The following is an 18,704-nucleotide window of genomic DNA, read 5'->3' as shown; positions in this document are numbered from 1 at the left end:
CTCTGCCGAGCAAGCAGCCGTTGCCGTCGCAGCGCCGGCTGTTCGCTGTGTCAGGCGGAGGCGGCCGAGGCGTCGAGGGTGGGGTAGTCGGTGTAGCCCGTCGCGCCGGCGCCGTGGAAGCCGTAGAAGGTCTCGGGGTTGGGCGCGTTCAGGGGCGCGTCGGCGCGGATGCGCTCGGGCAGGTCCGGGTTGGCGAGCGACTGGGCGCCGACGGCGATGACGTCGGCCAGGCCGTCCTCGATGTCCTTGGCGCGGGTGGCGATGTCGGTGCCGGCGCGGTTGAGGATCAGCGCAGTCGGCCACAGCTTGCGCAGGGTGTGCAGGAGGTCCTCGTCGCCGCCGTGGGCGAGGTGCAGGTAGGCGAGGTGCAGCGGGGCGAGGGCCTGGACCAGAGCTGGGTACAGCTCGCGGGTGTCGCTCTCCGTGACGTCGCCCAGCTTGAAGGGGTTGCCCGGGGAGAGCCTGATGCCGGTGCGGCCCGCGCCGATCTCCTCGGCCACTGCGGTGGCGACCTCCACGGTGAAGCGGATGCGGTTCTCGATGGAGCCGCCGTACTGGTCGGTGCGCTGGTTGGCGTTGCTGGAGAGGAACTGGTGCACGAGGTAGCCGTTGGCGCCGTGGATCTCGACACCGTCGGCACCCGCCGCGATGGCGGCCGCAGCGGCGCTGCGGAAGTCCTCGACCGTGGCGGCGACCTCTGCGGTGGACAGCCCGCGCGGCATCGGCATCTCCTGAGGGCCGGTCGAGGTGTACATGTCGCCCGCCGGCTTGATGGCGGAGGGGGCCACCGGCCGGCGGCCGTGCGGGGTGTTGTCGGGGTGGGAGATCCGTCCGACGTGCATCAGCTGGATGACGAGCTGCCCGTGGGCCGCGTGCACGGCGTCGGCGACCTTGCGCCACCCGGCGATGTGCTCCCTGGTGTAGATGCCGGGGGTCAGCAGGTAGCCCTGTCCGTCGGCGGAGGGCTGGGTGCCCTCGGTGATGACCAGGCCGTGCGAGGCGCGCTGTGCGTAGTACTCGGCGTTCAGCTCGGTGGGAGCCCCTTGCGGGGTCGACCGACCTCGCGTCATGGGGGCCATGGCCAGCCGGTTCGACAGGTTCAGGTCACCGACAGCGATCGGGTTCCACGGGGCACTCGACATGACTGTTCCTTATGTAGGGGTGAGTGAAGGCGCGTTCGGATGCCGCGTACGCCCCAGGGCGGCATGCGCGGGCCAGCGGGCTTCCGGTGGGAAAGTCAGCACCTTCGAGAGACAGCCCGTCCGCTGCGGCTGTCGCGCAGGGCAGCGGTCCGCCTGGGGCGACGGGCCATGCGTCGTCACGCATGGCACCAGCCGCGCTGTGGCTGTTACGAGCTCGCCAGCTCCCGAGACCCATTAGCTTACGATCATAATCCTATGACTGTTGATCGCCGAGGGCAAGCGGACCGAGGGATACGCCAGGGCGGGCGCAGGACGGAAGAGCCCCGACCGACCGAGGGGCGGGCGAGGCGGCGCCCTATATCACCCCCAGGGTGCATTAGAATACGTTCGTAAGGTAACGGGTTGGGGATCAGCGGGGCAAGCGAGGAACGCATGGCGCGCTACACGAAAGAGCACAAGCAGGAGACCAGGCGGCGGATCATCGAGACGGCCGGCCGCCGGTTCAAGCGCGACGGCATCGACGGTTCGGGCATCGCCACGCTCATGTCCGACGTGGGTCTCACCAACGGCGCCTTCTACGCGCACTTCACCTCCAAGGACGACCTGGTCGCCCACGCGGTCGCCGGCCAGCTGCACACCCAGTACGCGGATCTCTGCGCGCAGGCGGCGCCGGGCTTCACCGGGCTGGAGCAGATGGTGCGCCAGTACCTGTCCCCCGAGCACCGCGACAACCCCGACGACCTCTGCCCCTCCGCCGCCCTGCTCGACGAGATCGGCCGCTCACCGGAGGCCGTCAAGCAGGCGTACACCACCAACGTGCTGGTCCTGATCGACGAGATCGCCGCCCGCTTCACCCCCGCCAACCCGGCCTCGGCGCGTGTGAAGGCGCTCAGCCTCCTCGGCCAGCTGGCCGGCACCCTCCAGCTCTCGCGAGCCCTCACCGACGAAGAGCTCTCCGACCAGCTGCTCGAACAGGGCGTCCAGAACGCTCTCGCCCTGATCGGCACCGATCAGCACAGCTGACAGGCCACGCCATGCGGCGCCTCTGACGTAGACGCAGACGGAGGCGCCGTTTCCGTTGAAACCACTCCGGCTCCCCCGCACGCTCTTGGCATTATCTTACATCCATAATATTATGGGCGTAAGATAATGCTCCGCCGACCTTTCGGCGTCGAGCCCCAAGTTCTGGACAAGGACGTTCAGGGAGGCGCAATGGCAGAGAACGGGCGAAGAAACTCGATGGCGGGGAACGTGGCCCTCGTGACCGGCGGCGCACGGGGGCTGGGTGCCGCGACAGCCCGGCGCCTGGCCGACGAGGGCGCCCGGGTCTTCGTGGCCGACCTCCACAAGCCGAGCGTCGACCGGGCCGTCGACGAGCGAATCACCGTGCTGCAGGGGGATGTCACCGACCTCGCGGACATGTCCGGAGTCGTCGAGAACGTGGTGGAGCAAGCCGGCCGCCTCGACATCGTGATCGCCAACGCCGGAGTGGCGGCCCGGGGCGCGACACTGCGGGCTTCGTCGCCCGCCGCGATCAATCAGCTCTTCGACGTCAATGTGCGCGGTGTGCTCAACACCGTCCACGCCGGGCTGCCGCACATCATCAAGAACCAGGGACGCCTCGTCCTGCTGTCGTCCGTGTTCGCCTACATCAACGGCACCGGGACGATCCCCTACGCCATGAGCAAGGCCGCCGTCGAGCAGCTGGGCCGGGGGCTGCGGGTCGAGCTCGCCGCCCATGAAGTCAGCGTCACGACCGCCTACTTCGCCATGATCAATACCGACATGATCCGGCAGAGCATCGACGAGGACCCCGCGGCGCAGGCACTGCTGAACGGTCTGCCGAGGGTGCTCCACAAGCGCATCAGCCCCGAGCAGGCAGCGAGCGCCATCGTCACCGGCCTACGTCGCCGGGACGCCCGCGTCGTCCGCCCCCGCCGCTGGGCCGCGGCCTCACTGCTGCGCGGGGTCCTGGCTCCCGCCATGGACTCCCGCCTGGCCGGCGACGCCAAGGTCCGGAACATCATCGCGAGCCTTGACGCCCGCGACGGCGAAGACCTGCTGACTTCCTGAGCCCGCGAGGCACTCCCGCCCCGGCCTGGTCACAAGCGGCGTCGCCGTCGACGCCGGTCGGTCGCCCCGGGCCCACCAAAACAGCACGGACAGAAATGAGGCACCCGTGCACGCCCTCCCTTTCCAGTCAGCCGCCGACCAGTTGAGCGCGCTGGCCTCGGGTGAGATCTCCAGCGAGGAACTGCTCGACATCTACCTGAGCCGGATCGACGCCCACAACGCAACGCTGAACGCGATCGTCACCCTCGACGTCGCTCGGGCGCGGCGTGATGCCAGGAACGCGGATGCGAAACGTGCGGGTGGGGCGGAGCTCGGGCCCCTTCACGGCCTGCCCATCACGCTCAAGGACAGCTACGAGACCGCCGGGCTGCGGACGTCCTGCGGACGGCCGGATCTCAAGGACTACGTCCCCGATCAGGACGCCGAGGCAGTACGGCGGCTGCGTGCCGCGGGTGCGGTGATCATCGGCAAGACCAACATGCCCCCGGGAAACCAGGACGTCCAGGCGGACAACCCGCTGTTCGGGCCGACGCTGAACCCGTGGAACACCGACCGCACGTCGGGAGGTTCCGCCGGCGGTGGCGCCGTGGCGACGGCCGCGGGGCTGACCGCCCTCGACTTCGGCTCGGAGATCGGTGGCTCGACCCGGATTCCGTCGCACTTCAACGGCCTGTACGGACACAAGGCGACCTGGCGGTCCATTCCGCTCATCGGCCATGTGCCGGGCGCTCCGGGTGTGGGGCGGTGGGGGGAGTTCGACCTCGCCTGTGCGGGAGCCCAGGTACGGGAGGCACGTGATCTCGTCCCGGTCCTCCAGGCCACCGTGGGGCCGCCCGAGCGCGACGGCGGCTTCAGCTACAGCCTCGCCCCGCCCCGGGCGAGCAGGCTCGGTGGCTTCCGGGTCGCGGTGTGGGCCGAGGACGCGCTGTCTCCCGTCGACCGCGATGTCGAAGCCGCGGTCGAGGACGCCCTGAGCGCCCTCAAGGCGTCCGGCGCGAAGGTCGAGGTGCAGCCCTCCCGCCTCCCCGTCGACATGGCCACCAGTCATGACGTCTTCCTGCGCCTGCTCTTCGGCGCGTTCACCTACGACCGGTCCGGCCTGACGCCCGCCTCCAACGCCGCGCTCCTCGCGCGCATCGTCCAACGCCCGCGCGGGGAAGCGCTGTACGCGTTGCGAGGCACCTTCCAGTCGCACTACAGCTGGCTCCAGGCGGACGTCGTACGCCAAGAACTGCGGCAGCGATGGACCGAATTCTTCCGGGACTTCGACGTCGTACTGATGCCGGTCGCGCCGACCGCGGCACCGCCTCATCACCACAAGCTGATCGACAGGTTCGGGCGCCGGATCCAGGTCGAAGGGAAGTCCCGCCCCTACTGGGACCAGGTCAAGTGGAGCGCCATCGCCAACGTGGCCGGCTCCCCCGCGACAACGATCCCGGTCCGCTCGGGCCGGGACGGTCTGCCGATCGGGCTGCAGGCGATGGGCCCCAGCGGCGGCGACCTCACCACGATCAAGTTCGCCGAGCTCCTCGGCCAGGAACTTGCGGGCTACCGGCCCCCTCCGGCCTTCGTCTGACGATCCGTCGACCCGTACGGCTCTGAACCCGACCCCCCGCAACACCGGCTCGCCACACACCCAAGGAAAACCCCTCCATGAACATGCTGAACACCCCCCTCACGCTCCCGAACGGCCAGGTGCTCCCCAACCGTCTGATGAAGTCCGCGTTGAGCGAGTCGCTGGGCGACAAGAACAACGCGCCGGACGAGCGGCTCAGCCGTCTGTACTCGACGTGGGGGCGCGGCGGGTACGGCCTCATGATCACCGGCAACGTCATGGTCGACCGCTCCCAGCTCGGTGAGCCGGGCAACATCGTCATCGAGGACGAGCGCGATCTCGACGCGCTCTCGCGCTGGACCAAGACCGCCCAGGACACCGGCGTTCCGATCTGGGCCCAGCTGAACCACCCCGGACGGCAGGCGAACCCCCTGGCGCTCGGGCACACACCGGTGGCACCCAGCCCCATCGCGCCGAACCTCCCCGGCGCCAGGGCCCCGCGCGAGCTCCGCCCCGCAGAGATCGAGGGGCTCATCGAGCGCTTCGCCCGAGCCGCGGCCGTGTGCGAGCGGGCCGGATTCAGTGGCGTGCAGGTGCAGGCGGCGCACGGGTATCTCATCTCGCAGTTCCTGTCTCCCCTGTCGAACCGGCGCACCGACAATTGGGGCGGCGACTTCGAACGACGGATGCGTTTCTGCCTCGAAGTCGTACGGCGCATCCGCGCCCGTGTCACCCCCGGCTTCGCGGTGGGCATCAAGCTCAACTCCGCGGACTTCCAGCGCGGCGGATTCAGCGAGGACGAGTCCCGGGGCGTACTCGCAGCGCTTGCCCACGAGGGCGTCGACCTCATCGAGGTCAGCGGCGGCAGCTACGAGTCCATGGCCATGAGCGGCTCGGCGGCTGCCAGCACCAGGGCGCGCGAGGCGTACTTCCTGGAGTACGCCCGCACCGTCCGCGAAGTCGTGGGCGACATCCCGATCACCGTCACCGGTGGTTTCCGCACCCGCGACGCCATGCAGCGAGCCGTGCAGGCCGGCGAATGCGACGTGATCGGCATCGGCCGGCCGGCCATCACCACACCGGACGCTGCCCGCCTCATCCTCGAAGGGCGCGCCGAGACGCTCACGGCGCACCAGATGCGCTATGGCATGAGGAGCCTGCTGAGCCGGGTCACCGACCTCAAGGCACTCGACGGCGTGCTGGACCTGAGCTGGCACACCGACCAGATACACCGCCTCGGCAGCGGCAAGCACCCCGATCTGAGCCGCGGCGCGCTCGCCACGACCATCGCGATGGTGCGGCGAAACGGAAGCACCTCCTTCCGCTCCAAGCGCGGCGGCTGATCACGATCCCCCAACCACGGGCGCCCGTACCGACGCTGAGCCCCTACCCGCCGTACCCGGAGACCCGACAGACCACTGCCGACAGGCAAGTCACCCCGAGACGTTCTGACTTCACGACAACCATCTCCCAGCAGCAGGAGCGCAACGATGCACACTCCAAGCCGGAACGTATCCGGGCTACTGACCGATTCCGTGGCCCGCTTTCCCGAGCGCACGGCCATCGTCTTCGGTGAAGACCGGATCACGTACGCCGAACTCGACTCGGCGGTGAACCGGGTGGCCAATCTGCTGGTCGCGCGCGGCGTGCAGCCGGGAGACAAGGTGGCGCTGTCGTGCCCGAACCTGCCGCAGTTCACGGTCATCTACTTCGGGATCCTCAAGGCCGGCGCGGCCGTGGTGCCGCTCAACGTGCTGCTGAAGGCCCGTGAGGTGGCCTATCACCTGGGCGACTCCGACACGAAGGCGTACTTCGCGTTCGAGGGGACACCGGAGCTCCCGATGGGCAAGGAGGCATGGGAGGGCTTCCAGGACACCGAGGGATGCACCGAGTTCTTCCTGATCGGTGACGGATCCTCCTTGCCCGGCATCGGGCCGCATCAGCTGTACGGGCCCGCCGTCGCCGCTCAGTCCGGATCGTTCGCCACGGTCGAGCGCGATGACGAGGACACCGCGGTCATCCTCTACACCTCCGGCACCACCGGCCGGCCCAAGGGCGCGGAGTTGAGACACCGGAACGTGTACGACAACGTGCGCGCCGACGTCGATCTGTTCGAGGCCGACGCCGAGCGCCCCGACACGTACCTGTGCGTCCTGCCGCTGTTCCACGCCTTCGGTCAGGTCGTGATCCAGAACGGTGCCATAGCCTTCGGCGGCACGCTCGTCCTCCAGCCCCGGTTCGAGGCGCGGGCGGCGCTGCAGCTGATGCTGGACCATGACGTCACGTTCTTCGGCGGTGTCCCGACCATGTACTGGGGGCTTCTCGGGGCTCTGGGCGACGGCGTTGACGTCGCCCGGCTGGCCTCGAACCTCCGCGTCGCGGTGTCCGGCGGTTCGGCGCTCCCCGGCGAAATTCACCAGCAGTTCAAGGACCGCTTCGGCGTGACCATCCTCGAAGGCTACGGCCTCTCGGAGACCTCCCCGGTCGCCTCCTTCGCCAGGTTCGGGGAGGAACCCCGCGTCGGATCGATCGGAGTACCCATCCCCGGCGTGGAGATGAAGCTCGTCAACCGCGACGGGTCCGACCTCAAGGGCGACCCCGACGCGATCGGCGAGATCGCGATCAAGGGCCACAACGTCATGAAGGGCTACTGCAAGCGCCCCGACGCCACGGCGGAGGCCGTCCGCGACGGATGGTTCCGCTCCGGCGACCTGGCCCGCAGGGACGAGGACGGCTTCTACTACATCGTCGACCGCTCCAAGGACATGATCATCCGGGGTGGCTTCAACGTCTATCCACGCGAACTCGAAGAAGTCCTCATGGGGCACCCCGCGGTCTCGCTGGCGGCCGTCATCGGCATCCCCCACGACAGCCACGGCGAGGAGATCAAGGCGGTCGTCGTGAAGCACGAGGGAGACACCACGACGGAAGCGGAACTCGTCGCCTGGGGCAGGGAACAGTTCGCCGCCTACAAGTACCCGCGCATCGTCGAGTTCGTGGACCAGATGCCCATGACATCCACCGGCAAGATCCTCAAGCGCGAACTCGCCCCTTCGGCCGGCACGGCGCAGCAGGAGGTGACCCGATGACGGCCCTGGCGTCAGGAACGAAGACGGGGCGGATGGCCCTCGCCGGCAAGCGCGTGCTCGTCACGGGCGCCGCACGCGGACTCGGCCTCGAACTGGCGACGGTCCTTGCCGCCCGCGGTGCGAGACTCTCGCTCGTCGGCCTCGAACCCGACCTCCTGCAGGCCGCCGTCGACGCGCTCGGCCCCGGCCACGTGTGGTTCGCCGCCGACGTCACCGACCAAACGGCACTGGACGACGCGGTGCAAGGAACGGTCGCGGCGCTCGGCGGCATCGACGCAGTCGTCCCGAACGCCGGGATCGCCAATGTGGGCACCGTTGCCGGAGGCCCGGTGAATGCCCATGTCCGGACCATCGACGTCAACGTGAACGGCACGATCCGCACGGTGAGCGCGTGCCTGCCGCACCTGATCGAGAGCCGCGGTTACGCACTACTCATCGCGTCGGTCGGCTCGTTCAGCATGTTCCCCGGACTCGGCACCTACTGTGCGTCCAAGGCAGCGGTCGAGCACCTGGCCAACGCGCTGCGCCTCGAACTGGCCCACACGGGCGTCCGGGTGGGCAGCGCCCATCCCGCGTTCCTGAACACCGACCTCGTGCGCGACAGCGACGCCACCAGTCGGGCGTTCAGCGCCGCGCGCCGCCGCCTGCGCGGCCCACTCAACTCGACGTATTCCCCGAGGCAGTGCGCGGAGGCTCTGGCCGACGGGATCGCGAAGCGCAAGCGCCGCGTCTACGTCCCGCGCTCACTCGCGGTGATGCAGGCTCTGCGCCCGCTCGTCCTCAGCCCGCTGGGCGACGCGGTTCTCAAACGGCAACTGCGTACACGGGAGTACATCCCGGCGCTTGAGGACGAGGTCACCGCTCTCGGACGCGCCTTCGGTGCCAAGTCCGTCGAGAACAAGGAAGAGCGAGCCCTCTGACACCCGAAGCCCCCGCCCGCAAGGTCCGCTCGCACGTCGGCGGTCTTGCGGGGCCAGGAGGCCGCTGGGCCGTGAGGGCAGGCGGTCGCGTTGGTCACGACAGAAAACGAACGGCCCGCCGCACGAAATCCTCGTGGAACTGGAAGATCGCACCATGTCCCGACTGCGGATAAAGCACAAGCTCGCAGTCCGGCAAACGCCGCCCGAGCTCCTCGGTGTTCTGGCTGGGAACGATGCGGTCGGCGTCTCCATTGATCGCGAGCACCGGCTGACGCACAACGGAAAGGTCGGCCGCCGGCCGCTTGCCCCACCGCTTGATCGCCTTCAGCTGTGCCCTGAAGGACGGTACGGAAATCTCCTTGTCACGGTCGACCTTCCGTTCACCGAGCCGGGCCAGAAATGCCTTGCCCGCACGCTTCCCCGCCGACGAGCGCGGAAAGAACATGAACTGCTTCGGGTCCTGGCGGGTGAAAGCCCCCGGAAGATGTCGTAGAACGTGAGCCGCGCGACCCTGTCGAGGCCGGTTCCGCCGGCCGGACTCGTCCCCGCGAGGATCAGCCGCCGTACCAGCCCGGGATGCTTCTCGACGACGGCCTGCGCGACCATGCCCCCGAGCGAGAATCCGATCAGGTCTACCTCTTCGAGCCCGAGCGCACGGATGAAAGTGACGGCATCCTCGGCCATCTCCTCGACCGTGGTGGGAGTCTTGCCCGTCGAAGCACCGATGCCTCGATTGTCGAACGTGATCACCCGCCGACTGGCGGCAATACCGTCGATGACCTGCGGATCCCAGTTGTCCAGAACCGCGGCCAAATGAGTGAGGAACACCACCGGCGTACCGCCGGACCCCAGCTCCCGATAGGCGAAATCGACTCCGCCCGCGGAGACCGTCCGCGTCGGAACGGTCTGCCACGTACTGTTCCCGAGCTTCTCGGTTTCCCCTGCTGTTCCGGTCACGTCCATTTTCCTTCGCTTGAGATCCGGGGCGCCCTTTTCCATGGATCACCCCCACCTTTATATTACGACCATACTTCTATACGGGCAAGGAGGAGCTGAACCCCGGGATCGGGGGCCCATGCCGCCCCGCCCGGACCTGCTCGCCAGCGCCAAGGCCGGCCCCTCACTCCAGCCCGGCCGCTGATCAGGTTGGACAGGTCGTCGGCCTTGATGCCCGCGCGAGCGCTCGCTCCGTCGCTGAGCAGCGTCAACTGCCGGGCCACAGCCCTGGATTACATGCGCGCCCCCGGACCGCCTCGGCACGGAAGAAGTACATGGTGCGCTTGGAAACCCCGGCGGCCCGACACAGCGCCTCGACGCCGACCTTGACGCCCTCCGCGTACGAACAGCGTGGCTGCAGCATCGAGCAGCCTCTCGCGGGGACCAGCCGCCGATTCCGTGATCACGACGAGGCTGCCTCCATTCACGTCTGCGCGAAGACGAGGGGGATGAACGGCGGCATGGACGGTGCCCATGCGGAACTCGGCCACAATCTGCCCCCGATAGGAGACCGTGCCCGAGCCTCTGGGGGTGCGTCGCCTCTCGTCCCCACGGGACGACGCACGAGGGGCCGCCGCCACTGGCCCGTCAACGCTCGTTCCAGCTGCACTGAACAACGAACTTCTCGGACCTGCGGCTGAACCGAGTGGTCGTCACGAACACTGCGACGTCAGCCCCGAAATGCACCCGGGCCCCCAGCAGGTCACGCAGCTCACGGCTCGGGATGACCCGGTCCGGCGCGCAGCGCGTGGCGTAGGCCGCCGACGAGGTGCCCGTGGCGCGGGTCCTTTCCGTCGGCCCCTCCCCGGATGGTGAGGGGTCATTTTCGCAACATCCCCCTCTCCAGGGACTGATTGCGGATCGAGGTCGTGAGCCGACCTGCTTGAATGGCACGCTGACGGTGGGCGCCTTCATCACAGGGCCCGCATCGGGCGCACGCCGAGCCGGGTGCGGGCGTGCCACAACGCGGTCGCGGTCACCCGCGGCAGAGGCAGGGCCTCCCGGGCGCCTGTCAGCTTGCGCCACACGGCCGGGTAGCCGCATTCCTCGAACAGCGTGGCCGCGAGCAGCAGGTAGACCACCACCCGGGCCGGCAGTTTCCGCAGCCGCTGCTGAACCGCCCCGCACTCGGCGAGGACCTCGTCGACCATCTCGAAGGGTACGACCTGGGTCAACTCGCCCAGATGACCTGGGGCGAAGACACCTTCGGCTACCGCGATTCACGCGTGATGACACACTGTCCGGACAGCGGAGCCTCCGGTCCTTGTGAACGGCTTGTCTTGACGGACCAGCCAGTTCTACCGGGGCTCCGATTCTCACGTCCGGCGTCCTTCCAGATCAGCCCCCACTTGCGGCCACGACCCCACCCATAACTTCATGGCCTTGGGCTTTAGGCGACGCCAGGGGGGCCGACCCGGTCCGCCGCTCGCGGCGGCAACGCCCTCGTCCGTCGATCGTTGCTGTGAAGTGGTGCAGCAACACCAGCGGAACCGGTCGACGGACCGAACTTCAGGTAAGCGAAGTATTCGGGGCCCAGGTCGCCGGGGTCGTGATCACCGCTGCGCTGCGCTTTAGGTGGTGCGAAGGATCGACCGGCCGCGGTAAGCGGGCGGGAGATGGGGGAATGCCGGTGTGTCGAGGCCGAGGCGCCCCGTGCTCGCTGTCGGGCGGAGCTGGAGGAAAACGCCGACCCGGTGCGTCGGGGTCGTGAGTGCGTGCTTCATGGCATGCAAGTGGGCGCCAGGCGCGTAGGCGTAGTCGCGGGCAAGCTTGAGTGTCTCCCACAAGCTGATCGAGGTGTGCTCGAAAGGCAGTGCTGACGACACGTCGACGCTCCCGCGGTGGCCCGGGTGGTGGGCCGCGCGACTGGCGGCGTGCATGTTGTTCTTGAAGAAGTGGCCCAAGTACCGTGGACGCACGATCCCGTGCACGATCGCAACCATCGGCTCGTCCGCCGAGAGTGGCGTCGCGCCTTCTGCCGACGGGCTCCAGCCGTGCCAGGTGTCGACGTCGTTGTCGAGACGCACACGAGTGATCTCGCCGTCGAGGCAGTAGACAGCCGGCCCGCCACGTGCCCCCCTGAGCGGCCCGTCCCACGCGTCAGCGGCAGCCTCGGCAGAGTCCCAGGCGGCGACGACTGCGCAACCACCGGGAATCAGGCGTGGGGCGAGCGCGTGGGTGGCGTTATTGCAGTAGTTCACCGTCACGGCCCGGAGACCCGGCGGCTTCTGGGCGAGCGCCTTCGACACTGACCTCCGCCACCGGCGTACGGCGCCCATAGGACGCTCGAACACGTCGATGGTCACGAAATCGCGAGTGCTCACCCTGACTCCTATAACGAAGTTATTCAACGTCAGCACGGTAGGGCACGATCTCGCGGCTTGCAAGGGGTCCTCAGCCCTCCAGTCGGAAGATGAAGCCACTGAGATCCTTGCTTCCGTCCCAATCTCAGTCGGCCAGGAACTTCAGGACGTCGGGGACAAACTCCCGGTGGTGCTGGAAGACGCCGCCATGGCCCGAGTTGGGGTAGATCTTGAGTGTGGCGTCGGGCAGCCGGCGAGCCATATCGATCGAGTGCTTGCTGGCGACCATGAGGTCGTGGTCGCCGTTCGCGACGAAGACCGGAATCTTGATGACCGACAGATCATCGGGAGCATGAAGCCCGCCCGTGGTGATTGCCCGAAGCTGAGCGTTGCGTGCCTGACCGGAGATCGGAGTGTCGCGGTCCTGGGTCCGCTCGGCCAACCTCGCGAAGTACTCTTCGGAAGCCTTCCTGCCCTCAACATTGCTCGGGAAGAACAGGTAATGGCGTGGATCCCTGCGCGTCACGAAGGCTTTGAAGTAGGCCCCGCCGACAATGAACGGCATCTTCCAGATGCCGCCGCCGCCACGCGGTCCACTGCCCGCGACGACCATTCGCCTCACCAGGTCAGGGTCCTGCAGGGCGACCATCTGGGCGACGGCACCGCCGACCGAGAAGCCAAAAAGGTCGACCTTGTCATAGCCGAGCGCTCGAATGAAAGCGATGGCGTCCGCACCCATCTTCTCCAGGTCGGCGGGCACCTTGCCGCCGCTGGCCCCGACGCCGCGATTGTCGAAGGCGATGACCCGGTGATGCTCGGCCAGGCCGTCAATGACGCGGGGATCCCAGTCATCGAGAACGGCGGTGAAGTGATGGAGGAAGACAACGGGGACATCTGATTCGGCGCCGAGCTCGCGGTAGGCAAACGGGACTCCGTCGACCTTCACGCTGCGTGTAGGAACGTCTTTCCAGCTGGTCATCGGGGGCCTCCGCGGGCTATCGACTCTTTAAAGTATGACCATAATATAATGGTCCACAAGACGTCGGCAAGATCAAAGCCCGCGGTGTGGCGAGGGCCTCATTCCAAGTCCCTGGACTCCAGGGTTGCGAGGTGCGAGTCCCGGCAGGACCGGGGATCGTCCCCCAGTCCGACGAGCACGCCGACGGTCATCGGCAGAAGCACCTCGCGGAAGGGGTCAGGCGTCCCGGGCCGGTGCGCGCCCCGAGGACGCCCGGCACCTGCTCGAAGAGGCCCTGCATTCCGCCGCCGTGGCGCTGCATGCCGCCGACCTGCTCAGTGTCGAGGCGGACGCCACCACGCTCTGGGCGTGGGCGCCTCGCCCCGCCCGCTGACCATGGCGTGCGCCGACGGCGCTACCGGCGTCCGGCTCGCGGTCGGCCGCAGCGCCCGCGGGCCCGGCCGGTTTCCGGCGCACACACTTCGCCGCGCTCGACGCCCGGCGCGCGGCCCTTCGGTCCCGCCCATCCGAGCCGGTGACTCGTTACGACGAGGTGGCCCTGATCTCCCTTTCATCCACCGACTCCGAACGCGCCGCCTGGTTCGTCACGGAGGAGCTGGGCGCCCTCGCCGCCCCGGACCGCGCCACGGCCGACCTGCGCGCCACTTTGCTCGCCTACCTCGACCGGGGCAGCAGCTTCGTGCGGGCCGCCGAGGCACTGCACGTCCACCGCAACACGGTGGTCTATCGGCTGCGCCGGGCCGAGGAACTGCTGGGACGGACGGCCGCCGAACGGACCCTGGAGACCCACCTCGCGCCGCGGCTGGCAGTGGCCGGATACCCGTCCTGACAGGGGAGGCGACTGTCAATGCGGGTCGGTGGCGACCACCGAGATGGGCCTGCTCGGCCCGCACGGCCAGCGCCCGGCGCCGCTCCAGGAGCCAGTGCGGGAAGTAACTCCTGCTCCTGAGCTTGGGGATGGCGAGTTCGTTCGGTGCCTGCCCCCGTATCCCACTCGCGCGGTGCGGTAGCCGTTGCGGCGGTTGACTCTCTCATCGCTGACCTGCCCGTATTCGGCGTTGCAGAGGGCGTCCGCCTCGGCGAGTTCATGAGCAACCGCACCGCCCTCGACCGCTACAAGGCCCGCATCAACCTCTATGTCGGCAACGTCAAGGGCGTGAACCCCTCCGACCCGCAGGGGGTGCTCGGCCTGTACCCCGTGAAGAGCACGCATCCGGGGCTGTGGGCCGCGACCCGGGTCGCAGAGGACCAGGTGCTGGCCCTGTCGCGGTCCTACTTCCCCGCAGGCCCGGTCACTGGTCAGCCGGGACCGCACTCTGGCCGGGGTGGGGGCGGCCACGACCGTCCTCGTGTCCGCGGCGGGGCTCCTCCTCGGGGCGCGTACCGGCCGCAAGTGGTGACCGACGAGGTCGTGACGACGGACCCGCACCGCATTGAGCGGATCCTCGCCGACCTCGCGTCCAACACGCTCCGACACGGCCCGGCCTGCGGTCGCCGGACGGGGTGGTGTCGAGGTGCGCCCTGCGCGGCCCTGGTCGAGGACGTCCTCGAAGTTGCCCGGACGGACGAGCAGCTCGCCGTGCCGGAGACAGAAGCGCGACAGGTGGCGCCCCGCCGGTCACAGTGGAAGTGGACGGCCCGCTCATCCGTGTCCGCGACCACGGCCCGGGCATCCCGCCCGACCTCTTCGCCGTCCTGCACACCTCCGGCCCTCAGCGATTCGGTACCACCGTGCCGGGGGACGGCACCGGCCTGGGCCTGACAATCGCGGTCGGCCAGGCACGCCTCCGGGTCACGGCCGTGCGGGCCCTTGCACCGTGCCGCGTGCGGAGTGGGCCAGCAGCTTGGTCACCAGCTCGCGAAGCATCAGCCGCTCGACCAGGGTGAGCGGCTCCACGAGGTCGGCGGTCAGCTGCGGGACGTGCGCGGCGAGGGCCCGCTCCAGCAGCTCACGGCCTTTCGGGGTGGCTTCCAGGAGTGCGGCCCGGCGGTCGTCGGGGTGGGGGTGGCGGGCGAGTAGCCCGGCTTCCTCCATGCGGGCGATCAGCCGGGTCAGCCCGCCCGAGGTGAACGACAGGTCCTCGGCCAGGCGAGCGCTCGTGGTCCGGTTCTCCGGGTGACGGGCCAGGCGCAGGAGCACCTCGAACTCGGAACCGCCCAGTCCAGCGGCCTCGCGGATGGTGCGCTCGGCCCGTCCGCCGATCGCGTCCGTCAGTCGCAGGATGTCGCCGTACAAGACGACGGCCTGGTTGTGCAGCAGCTCACCCATATAGCTGACGATACAGCAATCTCTGACGCTCGTCGCACCTCAAATCTCCACAGAAATCGACTATGTACTCAACTTGAAGTTTGAAATAATGCTGCCTCGGAAGGTATCTTCGCTCCCGTCCATCGCACTGCAGCACCGCCCTGAAGGGGACCACCCATGCCAGTCGGACGACGCCAGGTACTCGCGGCGGGTTCGCTCACGGCCGCCGGGATCGCACTGGGCGCCGGAACGGCACACGCCGCGAGGTCCGGTGAGGAGACCAAGAGCCTGAAACAGCTGTACCGCGAGGCGATGAGGGAGGGCGGCACCCTCACCGTCTATGCCGGCGGCGACACGGCCACCCAGCAGGACGGCAACAAGGCAGCCTTCGAGAGGGCGTTCCCCGGCATCACGGTCAACATCGTGGTGGACTACAGCAAGTTCCACGACGCTCGCATCGACACTCAGCTCGCCACCGGCACCCTCGTCCCGGACGTCGTACAACTGCAGACCTTGCAGGACTTCCCCCGCTGGAAGCGCGAGGGCGCCCTGCTGCCCTACAAGCCGGCCGGCTTCTCCTGTGTCCACCCGGCCTTCAGGGACCCCGACGGGGCGTGGACCGGCATCTTCGTCGACGCCTTCTCCACCATCTACAACGTCGACAAGGCGGGCGGCACGGCACCTGCCTCGGCCCGGGACCTCCTCGACCCGCGATGGAAGGGGAAGATCGTCTCGACGTTCCCGAACGACGACGACGCGGTGCTGTACCTGTACAGCCTCATCGTCGACAAGTACGGCTGGGACTGGCTGAGGCGGTTCGTCGCCCAGGACGTGGCCTGGGTGCGCGGTACGCAGGAGCCCGCGGACCGGGTCGAGGCGGGCAGCGCGGCCGTCGCACTGGGCACGGACGGCATGCTGACCCCGGCGGCAGGTATGAAGACCCGCTTCGTCGTCCCGAAACACGAGCCGTTCATGGCCTGGGCCCAGCGCGCCGCGATCTTCAGGCACGCGAAGCATCCCGCCGCCGCGAAGCTGTACCTGAACTGGTGGCTGTCGAAGCGGACGCAGTCCGACTTCTACATGTGGTCGGTGCGCACGGATGTCCAGCCCCACGAGGGCTACCGCCCCATCTGGGAGTACCACAACGCCCACCTCGACGGCTTCGAGGACTTCATGGCGCACCGGGGCCTCGTCGAGCGCTTCAGGCAGCAGCTCACTCTTTACGTCGGCGAGGTGACGGGAGCTCCCTCCCCGGGTTGGCTCGGCCTGCACCCCGGGCGCTGACCGGGAGGGGCTGCGACGGGCGAACCTCTGTCGGCCGGCCGACATTACGCCGGCCGGCCCGCATGTGACGCCTGTGTCTGTCGGGTCAGGCGGTGTTGAGGTTGAGTCCGTAGCGCCGCAGCGCGTCGTCCAGGTGCTGGGACGCGTCGCCCTCGGAAACGATGCGCTGCCCGTGGGGCAGGAGGAGCAGGAAATCCATGCGGGAGCGCAGTAGCGCTTCGGGGCCCGCTCGCGCACGGTTTTGTGGTCCCATTGGAGCCACACCTCGGGCAGGAGTGCCGGGAGGTCGTAGACGGCGGGTCCGAGAATCTGGTGACAGAGCTCGAAGAGGTTGCGCTGTCCGGGGGAGTTGCCGGGCAGAGTGCGGCGGAGCCGGAGGACAAGGACGCCCTGAGCACGTTCCTGAACGTGGTCCGTCGCAACAAGGGGTGCGGCAAGCTGGCTGACACCCTGGAACAGCCCGAGGTCCGGCCCGCGAACGGCACCTTCTACGGCGTGAAGAGCACCGATTTCCAGGGCAGTTGACGAGCTAGCCGTGCCCGCGGCCGCGGGCATCCCGCTACCGCTCGCGCAGCGTGCGGCGGGCCGCCTTATAGGCGGCGGGATCGCCGGAGGGGCTGGGGGCGGGCCGCCAGCCGAGGCGGAGTTGGATGCGGGCGGCCGCATCGGTGAACTGGTTGTCATGGCTGACGAGGGAGGCCAGCCGTGCGGGCCCGGTGGGGCTGGATCGCGGCCTCGGCATGCGCGAGGGCATCCGCATCCGCGGCCCGGGGCCACAGTGCGACTTCGACGCCTGCCGCTCCGCCGTACTCGTGGGCGAGGGCGAGGTCGCGCATCTGGAGGGTGGACAGGCCCAGTTGCTCGGCATCGTGTTCGAGGTGTGCTTGGTGGGCAGGGTCGGCCCAGCAGCCGGGCGGCGTCCCTCGGACCTCAGTCCGTCCAGCAATGAGGTCGGGGGTGCGGGCCTGGGCGTGGCGGAGTCGGGTGGGGCGGGCGGTGAAGCGGCCGAAGGACTGGTGTGCGTCGATCCCGGTTCGCGCCTGCTCCGGCAAAGGGGCCGACTCGGTCACCGTCGGGGTGCTTTCCCCGGAGCATGCTGCGCAGCTCCTTGATGGAGCCGCCGCGCAGGGTGAGAAGGACGCCGGGGTTGGCGCGTACATGCTGGGCGACATGCCGGGGTCGGGGCGGCAGCTGCGGGTGAAGGTGATATCACCGGGCGCGGGCGGGATACGGATGACGTCGGCGTTGGCGGGGTCGCTGAGGGCGTCGGGCAGCCGTCCGGCGGCGATGACGTCGGCGTGCTCGCCGGTGGCGGCGATCGCCTGGTAAATACGCTCCCACTCGGGACTCTTGAGCAGGCGGATAGTCAGGCAGGGCTGGTGGGGGCGTGCGGCAGGGTCAGGGCCGCCTGGGCGGTCCCGGGGTTGATGCGACCTGGCCGATGTCCGCTCTGCCCAGCAGGCGTTCGCCGGTGAGGAGCATGACCGGGTCGGCGGCCGCGGCCTCGAAGGCGGTGAGCCAGGCATCCATCCAGCCGTGGGTGGCGGGGGGCAGGGGCCTGGTCGGCGGTGGTCACGGGCGGCTCCCGAGGGAAACGAGCTGGGCCAGTTCCTGATCGTAGAGGTCGGCGAGCGCCTTCTCTCCGCCGGCCAGGACGGCGTCGCTCACGCCGCGCTTGCGGACGAGCAGGGCGGCGATGCGGTCCTCTCGCACGTGCGCTGCGCCCTGCGGGCAAGCACGTGAAGTCCTGGCCGGAGCAGCCGGCCCGCGGGGCGCTTCTCGCTTTCGCGGGCCGCTCTCGTTCGCTGTCTCAGTGGACGGTGGTCCGTCTCAGGGCTGCACGGCCGAGCGCAGTTCGGGCAGGGACAGGACCTCGTCCAGCGCGTCGACGTAGAGATCCACGTGCTCGCGGCGGAAGGTCATGGGCGGTTTGATCTTCAGTACGTTGTCGTGCACGCCGTTGGGGAAGACGATGACGCCGCGCTCCTTCATGAGTTCGGTGACCAGGAAGGCCTGCTGAGTGGCCGGCATCTTGGTGGTGCGGTTGCGGACCAGTTCGACGCCGAGGTAGAGCCCTTTTGCCCGCACGTCGCCGATGAGCGGTTGGCGCTGCTG

Annotated in this window: 24 protein-coding genes and 2 pseudogenes; 12 read left to right on the top strand and 14 right to left on the bottom strand. The window is 68.9% G+C overall.

Annotated elements, in window-relative coordinates; translation table 11 throughout:
• Positions 1 to 50: 50 nt before the first annotated feature.
• Positions 51 to 1,142 carry an alkene reductase gene (locus ACZ43N_RS37760; protein ID WP_468103744.1) on the bottom strand — a complete coding sequence of 364 codons (1,092 nt, stop codon included), beginning with the start codon at positions 1,140 to 1,142 and terminating at the stop codon, positions 51 to 53.
• A 432-nt stretch (positions 1,143 to 1,574) separates the two neighbouring features.
• On the opposite strand from ACZ43N_RS37760, the gene ACZ43N_RS37755 reads away from it, so the two are divergent.
• From ACZ43N_RS37755 to ACZ43N_RS37730, 6 genes are all read left to right on the top strand, one after another.
• Positions 1,575 to 2,165 (top strand): TetR/AcrR family transcriptional regulator, encoded by a 591-nt coding sequence (locus tag ACZ43N_RS37755; protein WP_468103742.1) that lies wholly within the window; start codon positions 1,575 to 1,577, stop codon positions 2,163 to 2,165.
• 189 nt (positions 2,166 to 2,354) lie between these two features.
• Entirely contained in the window at positions 2,355 to 3,215 is an 861-nt protein-coding gene (locus ACZ43N_RS37750) for an SDR family NAD(P)-dependent oxidoreductase (RefSeq protein WP_468103741.1), read from the top strand.
• Positions 3,216 to 3,321: 106 nt separating this feature from the next.
• On the top strand, positions 3,322 to 4,791 hold the full coding sequence (locus ACZ43N_RS37745) for an amidase (protein ID WP_468103740.1): 1,470 nt from the start codon (positions 3,322 to 3,324) through the stop codon (positions 4,789 to 4,791).
• Positions 4,792 to 4,868: 77 nt separating this feature from the next.
• Positions 4,869 to 6,113, top strand: coding sequence for an NADH:flavin oxidoreductase/NADH oxidase family protein (locus tag ACZ43N_RS37740; RefSeq protein WP_468103739.1), 1,245 nt, complete (start codon positions 4,869 to 4,871; stop codon positions 6,111 to 6,113).
• 147 nt (positions 6,114 to 6,260) lie between these two features.
• Positions 6,261 to 7,859 (top strand): long-chain-fatty-acid--CoA ligase, encoded by a 1,599-nt coding sequence (locus tag ACZ43N_RS37735; RefSeq protein ID WP_468103737.1) that lies wholly within the window; start codon positions 6,261 to 6,263, stop codon positions 7,857 to 7,859.
• Positions 7,856 to 8,779 carry an SDR family oxidoreductase gene (locus tag ACZ43N_RS37730; RefSeq protein WP_468103736.1) on the top strand — a complete coding sequence of 308 codons (924 nt, stop codon included), beginning with the start codon at positions 7,856 to 7,858 and terminating at the stop codon, positions 8,777 to 8,779. Before ACZ43N_RS37735 ends, ACZ43N_RS37730 begins: the two co-directional genes overlap by 4 nt.
• Positions 8,780 to 8,873: 94 nt before the next feature.
• Here the strand turns inward: ACZ43N_RS37730 and ACZ43N_RS37725 are convergent, their stop codons facing one another.
• The 6 genes and pseudogenes from ACZ43N_RS37725 to ACZ43N_RS37700 form a co-directional block, all read right to left on the bottom strand.
• Positions 8,874 to 9,056 carry an alpha/beta fold hydrolase gene (locus ACZ43N_RS37725; RefSeq protein WP_468103735.1) on the bottom strand — a complete coding sequence of 61 codons (183 nt, stop codon included), beginning with the start codon at positions 9,054 to 9,056 and terminating at the stop codon, positions 8,874 to 8,876.
• Positions 9,057 to 9,103: 47 nt separating this feature from the next.
• Complete coding sequence (locus ACZ43N_RS37720) at positions 9,104 to 9,778, bottom strand: alpha/beta fold hydrolase (protein WP_468103733.1); 675 nt, start codon at positions 9,776 to 9,778, stop codon at positions 9,104 to 9,106.
• 137 nt (positions 9,779 to 9,915) lie between these two features.
• A pseudogene (locus ACZ43N_RS37715) lies at positions 9,916 to 10,182 on the bottom strand (hypothetical protein); the annotation flags it as partial.
• 507 nt (positions 10,183 to 10,689) lie between these two features.
• Positions 10,690 to 10,950: a transposase domain-containing protein gene (locus ACZ43N_RS37710; protein ID WP_468103731.1), complete on the bottom strand. Its 261-nt coding sequence runs from the start codon at positions 10,948 to 10,950 to the stop codon at positions 10,690 to 10,692.
• Between the two features lie 396 nt (positions 10,951 to 11,346).
• On the bottom strand, positions 11,347 to 12,099 hold the full coding sequence (locus tag ACZ43N_RS37705; RefSeq protein ID WP_468103729.1) for a hypothetical protein: 753 nt from the start codon (positions 12,097 to 12,099) through the stop codon (positions 11,347 to 11,349).
• A 124-nt stretch (positions 12,100 to 12,223) separates the two neighbouring features.
• Positions 12,224 to 13,057: an alpha/beta fold hydrolase gene (locus ACZ43N_RS37700; protein WP_468103727.1), complete on the bottom strand. Its 834-nt coding sequence runs from the start codon at positions 13,055 to 13,057 to the stop codon at positions 12,224 to 12,226.
• Between the two features lie 514 nt (positions 13,058 to 13,571).
• Between ACZ43N_RS37700 and ACZ43N_RS37695 the strand changes: the two genes are divergently transcribed.
• Positions 13,572 to 13,886, top strand: a complete 315-nt coding sequence (locus tag ACZ43N_RS37695; RefSeq protein ID WP_468103726.1) for a helix-turn-helix domain-containing protein — start codon at positions 13,572 to 13,574, stop codon at positions 13,884 to 13,886.
• A gap of 46 nt (positions 13,887 to 13,932) precedes the next feature.
• Here the strand turns inward: ACZ43N_RS37695 and ACZ43N_RS37690 are convergent.
• Positions 13,933 to 14,138, bottom strand: a pseudogene (locus ACZ43N_RS37690) (transposase); the annotation flags it as partial.
• 6 nt (positions 14,139 to 14,144) lie between these two features.
• On the opposite strand from ACZ43N_RS37690, the gene ACZ43N_RS37685 reads away from it, so the two are divergent.
• Positions 14,145 to 14,819 (top strand): hypothetical protein, encoded by a 675-nt coding sequence (locus tag ACZ43N_RS37685; protein ID WP_468103856.1) that lies wholly within the window; start codon positions 14,145 to 14,147, stop codon positions 14,817 to 14,819.
• Positions 14,702 to 14,944, top strand: a complete 243-nt coding sequence (locus ACZ43N_RS37680; protein ID WP_468103852.1) for an ATP-binding protein — start codon at positions 14,702 to 14,704, stop codon at positions 14,942 to 14,944. Before ACZ43N_RS37685 ends, ACZ43N_RS37680 begins: the two co-directional genes overlap by 118 nt.
• Here the strand turns inward: ACZ43N_RS37680 and ACZ43N_RS37675 are convergent.
• A complete protein-coding gene (locus ACZ43N_RS37675) occupies positions 14,850 to 15,326 on the bottom strand; it encodes a MarR family winged helix-turn-helix transcriptional regulator (RefSeq protein WP_468103724.1) in 477 nt (158 codons plus the stop codon). The genes ACZ43N_RS37680 and ACZ43N_RS37675 overlap by 95 nt on opposite strands.
• 156 nt (positions 15,327 to 15,482) lie before the next feature.
• Between ACZ43N_RS37675 and ACZ43N_RS37670 the strand changes: the two genes are divergently transcribed.
• Entirely contained in the window at positions 15,483 to 16,589 is a 1,107-nt protein-coding gene (locus tag ACZ43N_RS37670) for an ABC transporter substrate-binding protein (protein ID WP_468103722.1), read from the top strand.
• A gap of 85 nt (positions 16,590 to 16,674) precedes the next feature.
• Here ACZ43N_RS37670 and ACZ43N_RS37665 read toward each other — a convergent pair whose 3' ends face one another.
• Positions 16,675 to 16,842 carry a hypothetical protein gene (locus ACZ43N_RS37665; RefSeq protein ID WP_468103720.1) on the bottom strand — a complete coding sequence of 56 codons (168 nt, stop codon included), beginning with the start codon at positions 16,840 to 16,842 and terminating at the stop codon, positions 16,675 to 16,677.
• 59 nt (positions 16,843 to 16,901) lie between these two features.
• Between ACZ43N_RS37665 and ACZ43N_RS37660 the strand changes: the two genes are divergently transcribed.
• A complete protein-coding gene (locus ACZ43N_RS37660; RefSeq protein ID WP_468103718.1) occupies positions 16,902 to 17,114 on the top strand; it encodes a hypothetical protein in 213 nt (70 codons plus the stop codon).
• A 34-nt stretch (positions 17,115 to 17,148) separates the two neighbouring features.
• On the opposite strand, the gene ACZ43N_RS37655 is transcribed toward ACZ43N_RS37660, so the two are convergent.
• Positions 17,149 to 17,331 carry a hypothetical protein gene (locus ACZ43N_RS37655; protein ID WP_468103716.1) on the bottom strand — a complete coding sequence of 61 codons (183 nt, stop codon included), beginning with the start codon at positions 17,329 to 17,331 and terminating at the stop codon, positions 17,149 to 17,151.
• 254 nt (positions 17,332 to 17,585) lie between these two features.
• On the opposite strand from ACZ43N_RS37655, the gene ACZ43N_RS37650 reads away from it, so the two are divergent.
• Positions 17,586 to 17,918: a hypothetical protein gene (locus tag ACZ43N_RS37650; RefSeq protein WP_468103714.1), complete on the top strand. Its 333-nt coding sequence runs from the start codon at positions 17,586 to 17,588 to the stop codon at positions 17,916 to 17,918.
• Positions 17,919 to 17,987: 69 nt separating this feature from the next.
• Here the strand turns inward: ACZ43N_RS37650 and ACZ43N_RS37645 are convergent, their stop codons facing one another.
• The 3 genes from ACZ43N_RS37645 to ACZ43N_RS37635 all read right to left on the bottom strand — a co-directional run.
• Positions 17,988 to 18,119 carry a hypothetical protein gene (locus ACZ43N_RS37645; RefSeq protein ID WP_468103712.1) on the bottom strand — a complete coding sequence of 44 codons (132 nt, stop codon included), beginning with the start codon at positions 18,117 to 18,119 and terminating at the stop codon, positions 17,988 to 17,990.
• 42 nt (positions 18,120 to 18,161) lie between these two features.
• Entirely contained in the window at positions 18,162 to 18,302 is a 141-nt protein-coding gene (locus tag ACZ43N_RS37640) for a hypothetical protein (RefSeq protein ID WP_468103710.1), read from the bottom strand.
• Positions 18,303 to 18,419: 117 nt separating this feature from the next.
• A partial coding sequence (locus ACZ43N_RS37635) for an aminotransferase class III-fold pyridoxal phosphate-dependent enzyme (RefSeq protein ID WP_468103708.1) occupies positions 18,420 to 18,704 on the bottom strand: 285 nt, incomplete at its 5' end.

It is taken from the genome of Streptomyces sp. NPDC030814, assembly GCF_055572155.1.
The sequence above is the reverse complement of the archived record's forward strand: the minus strand, read 5'-3'. Positions and strand labels throughout refer to the sequence as shown.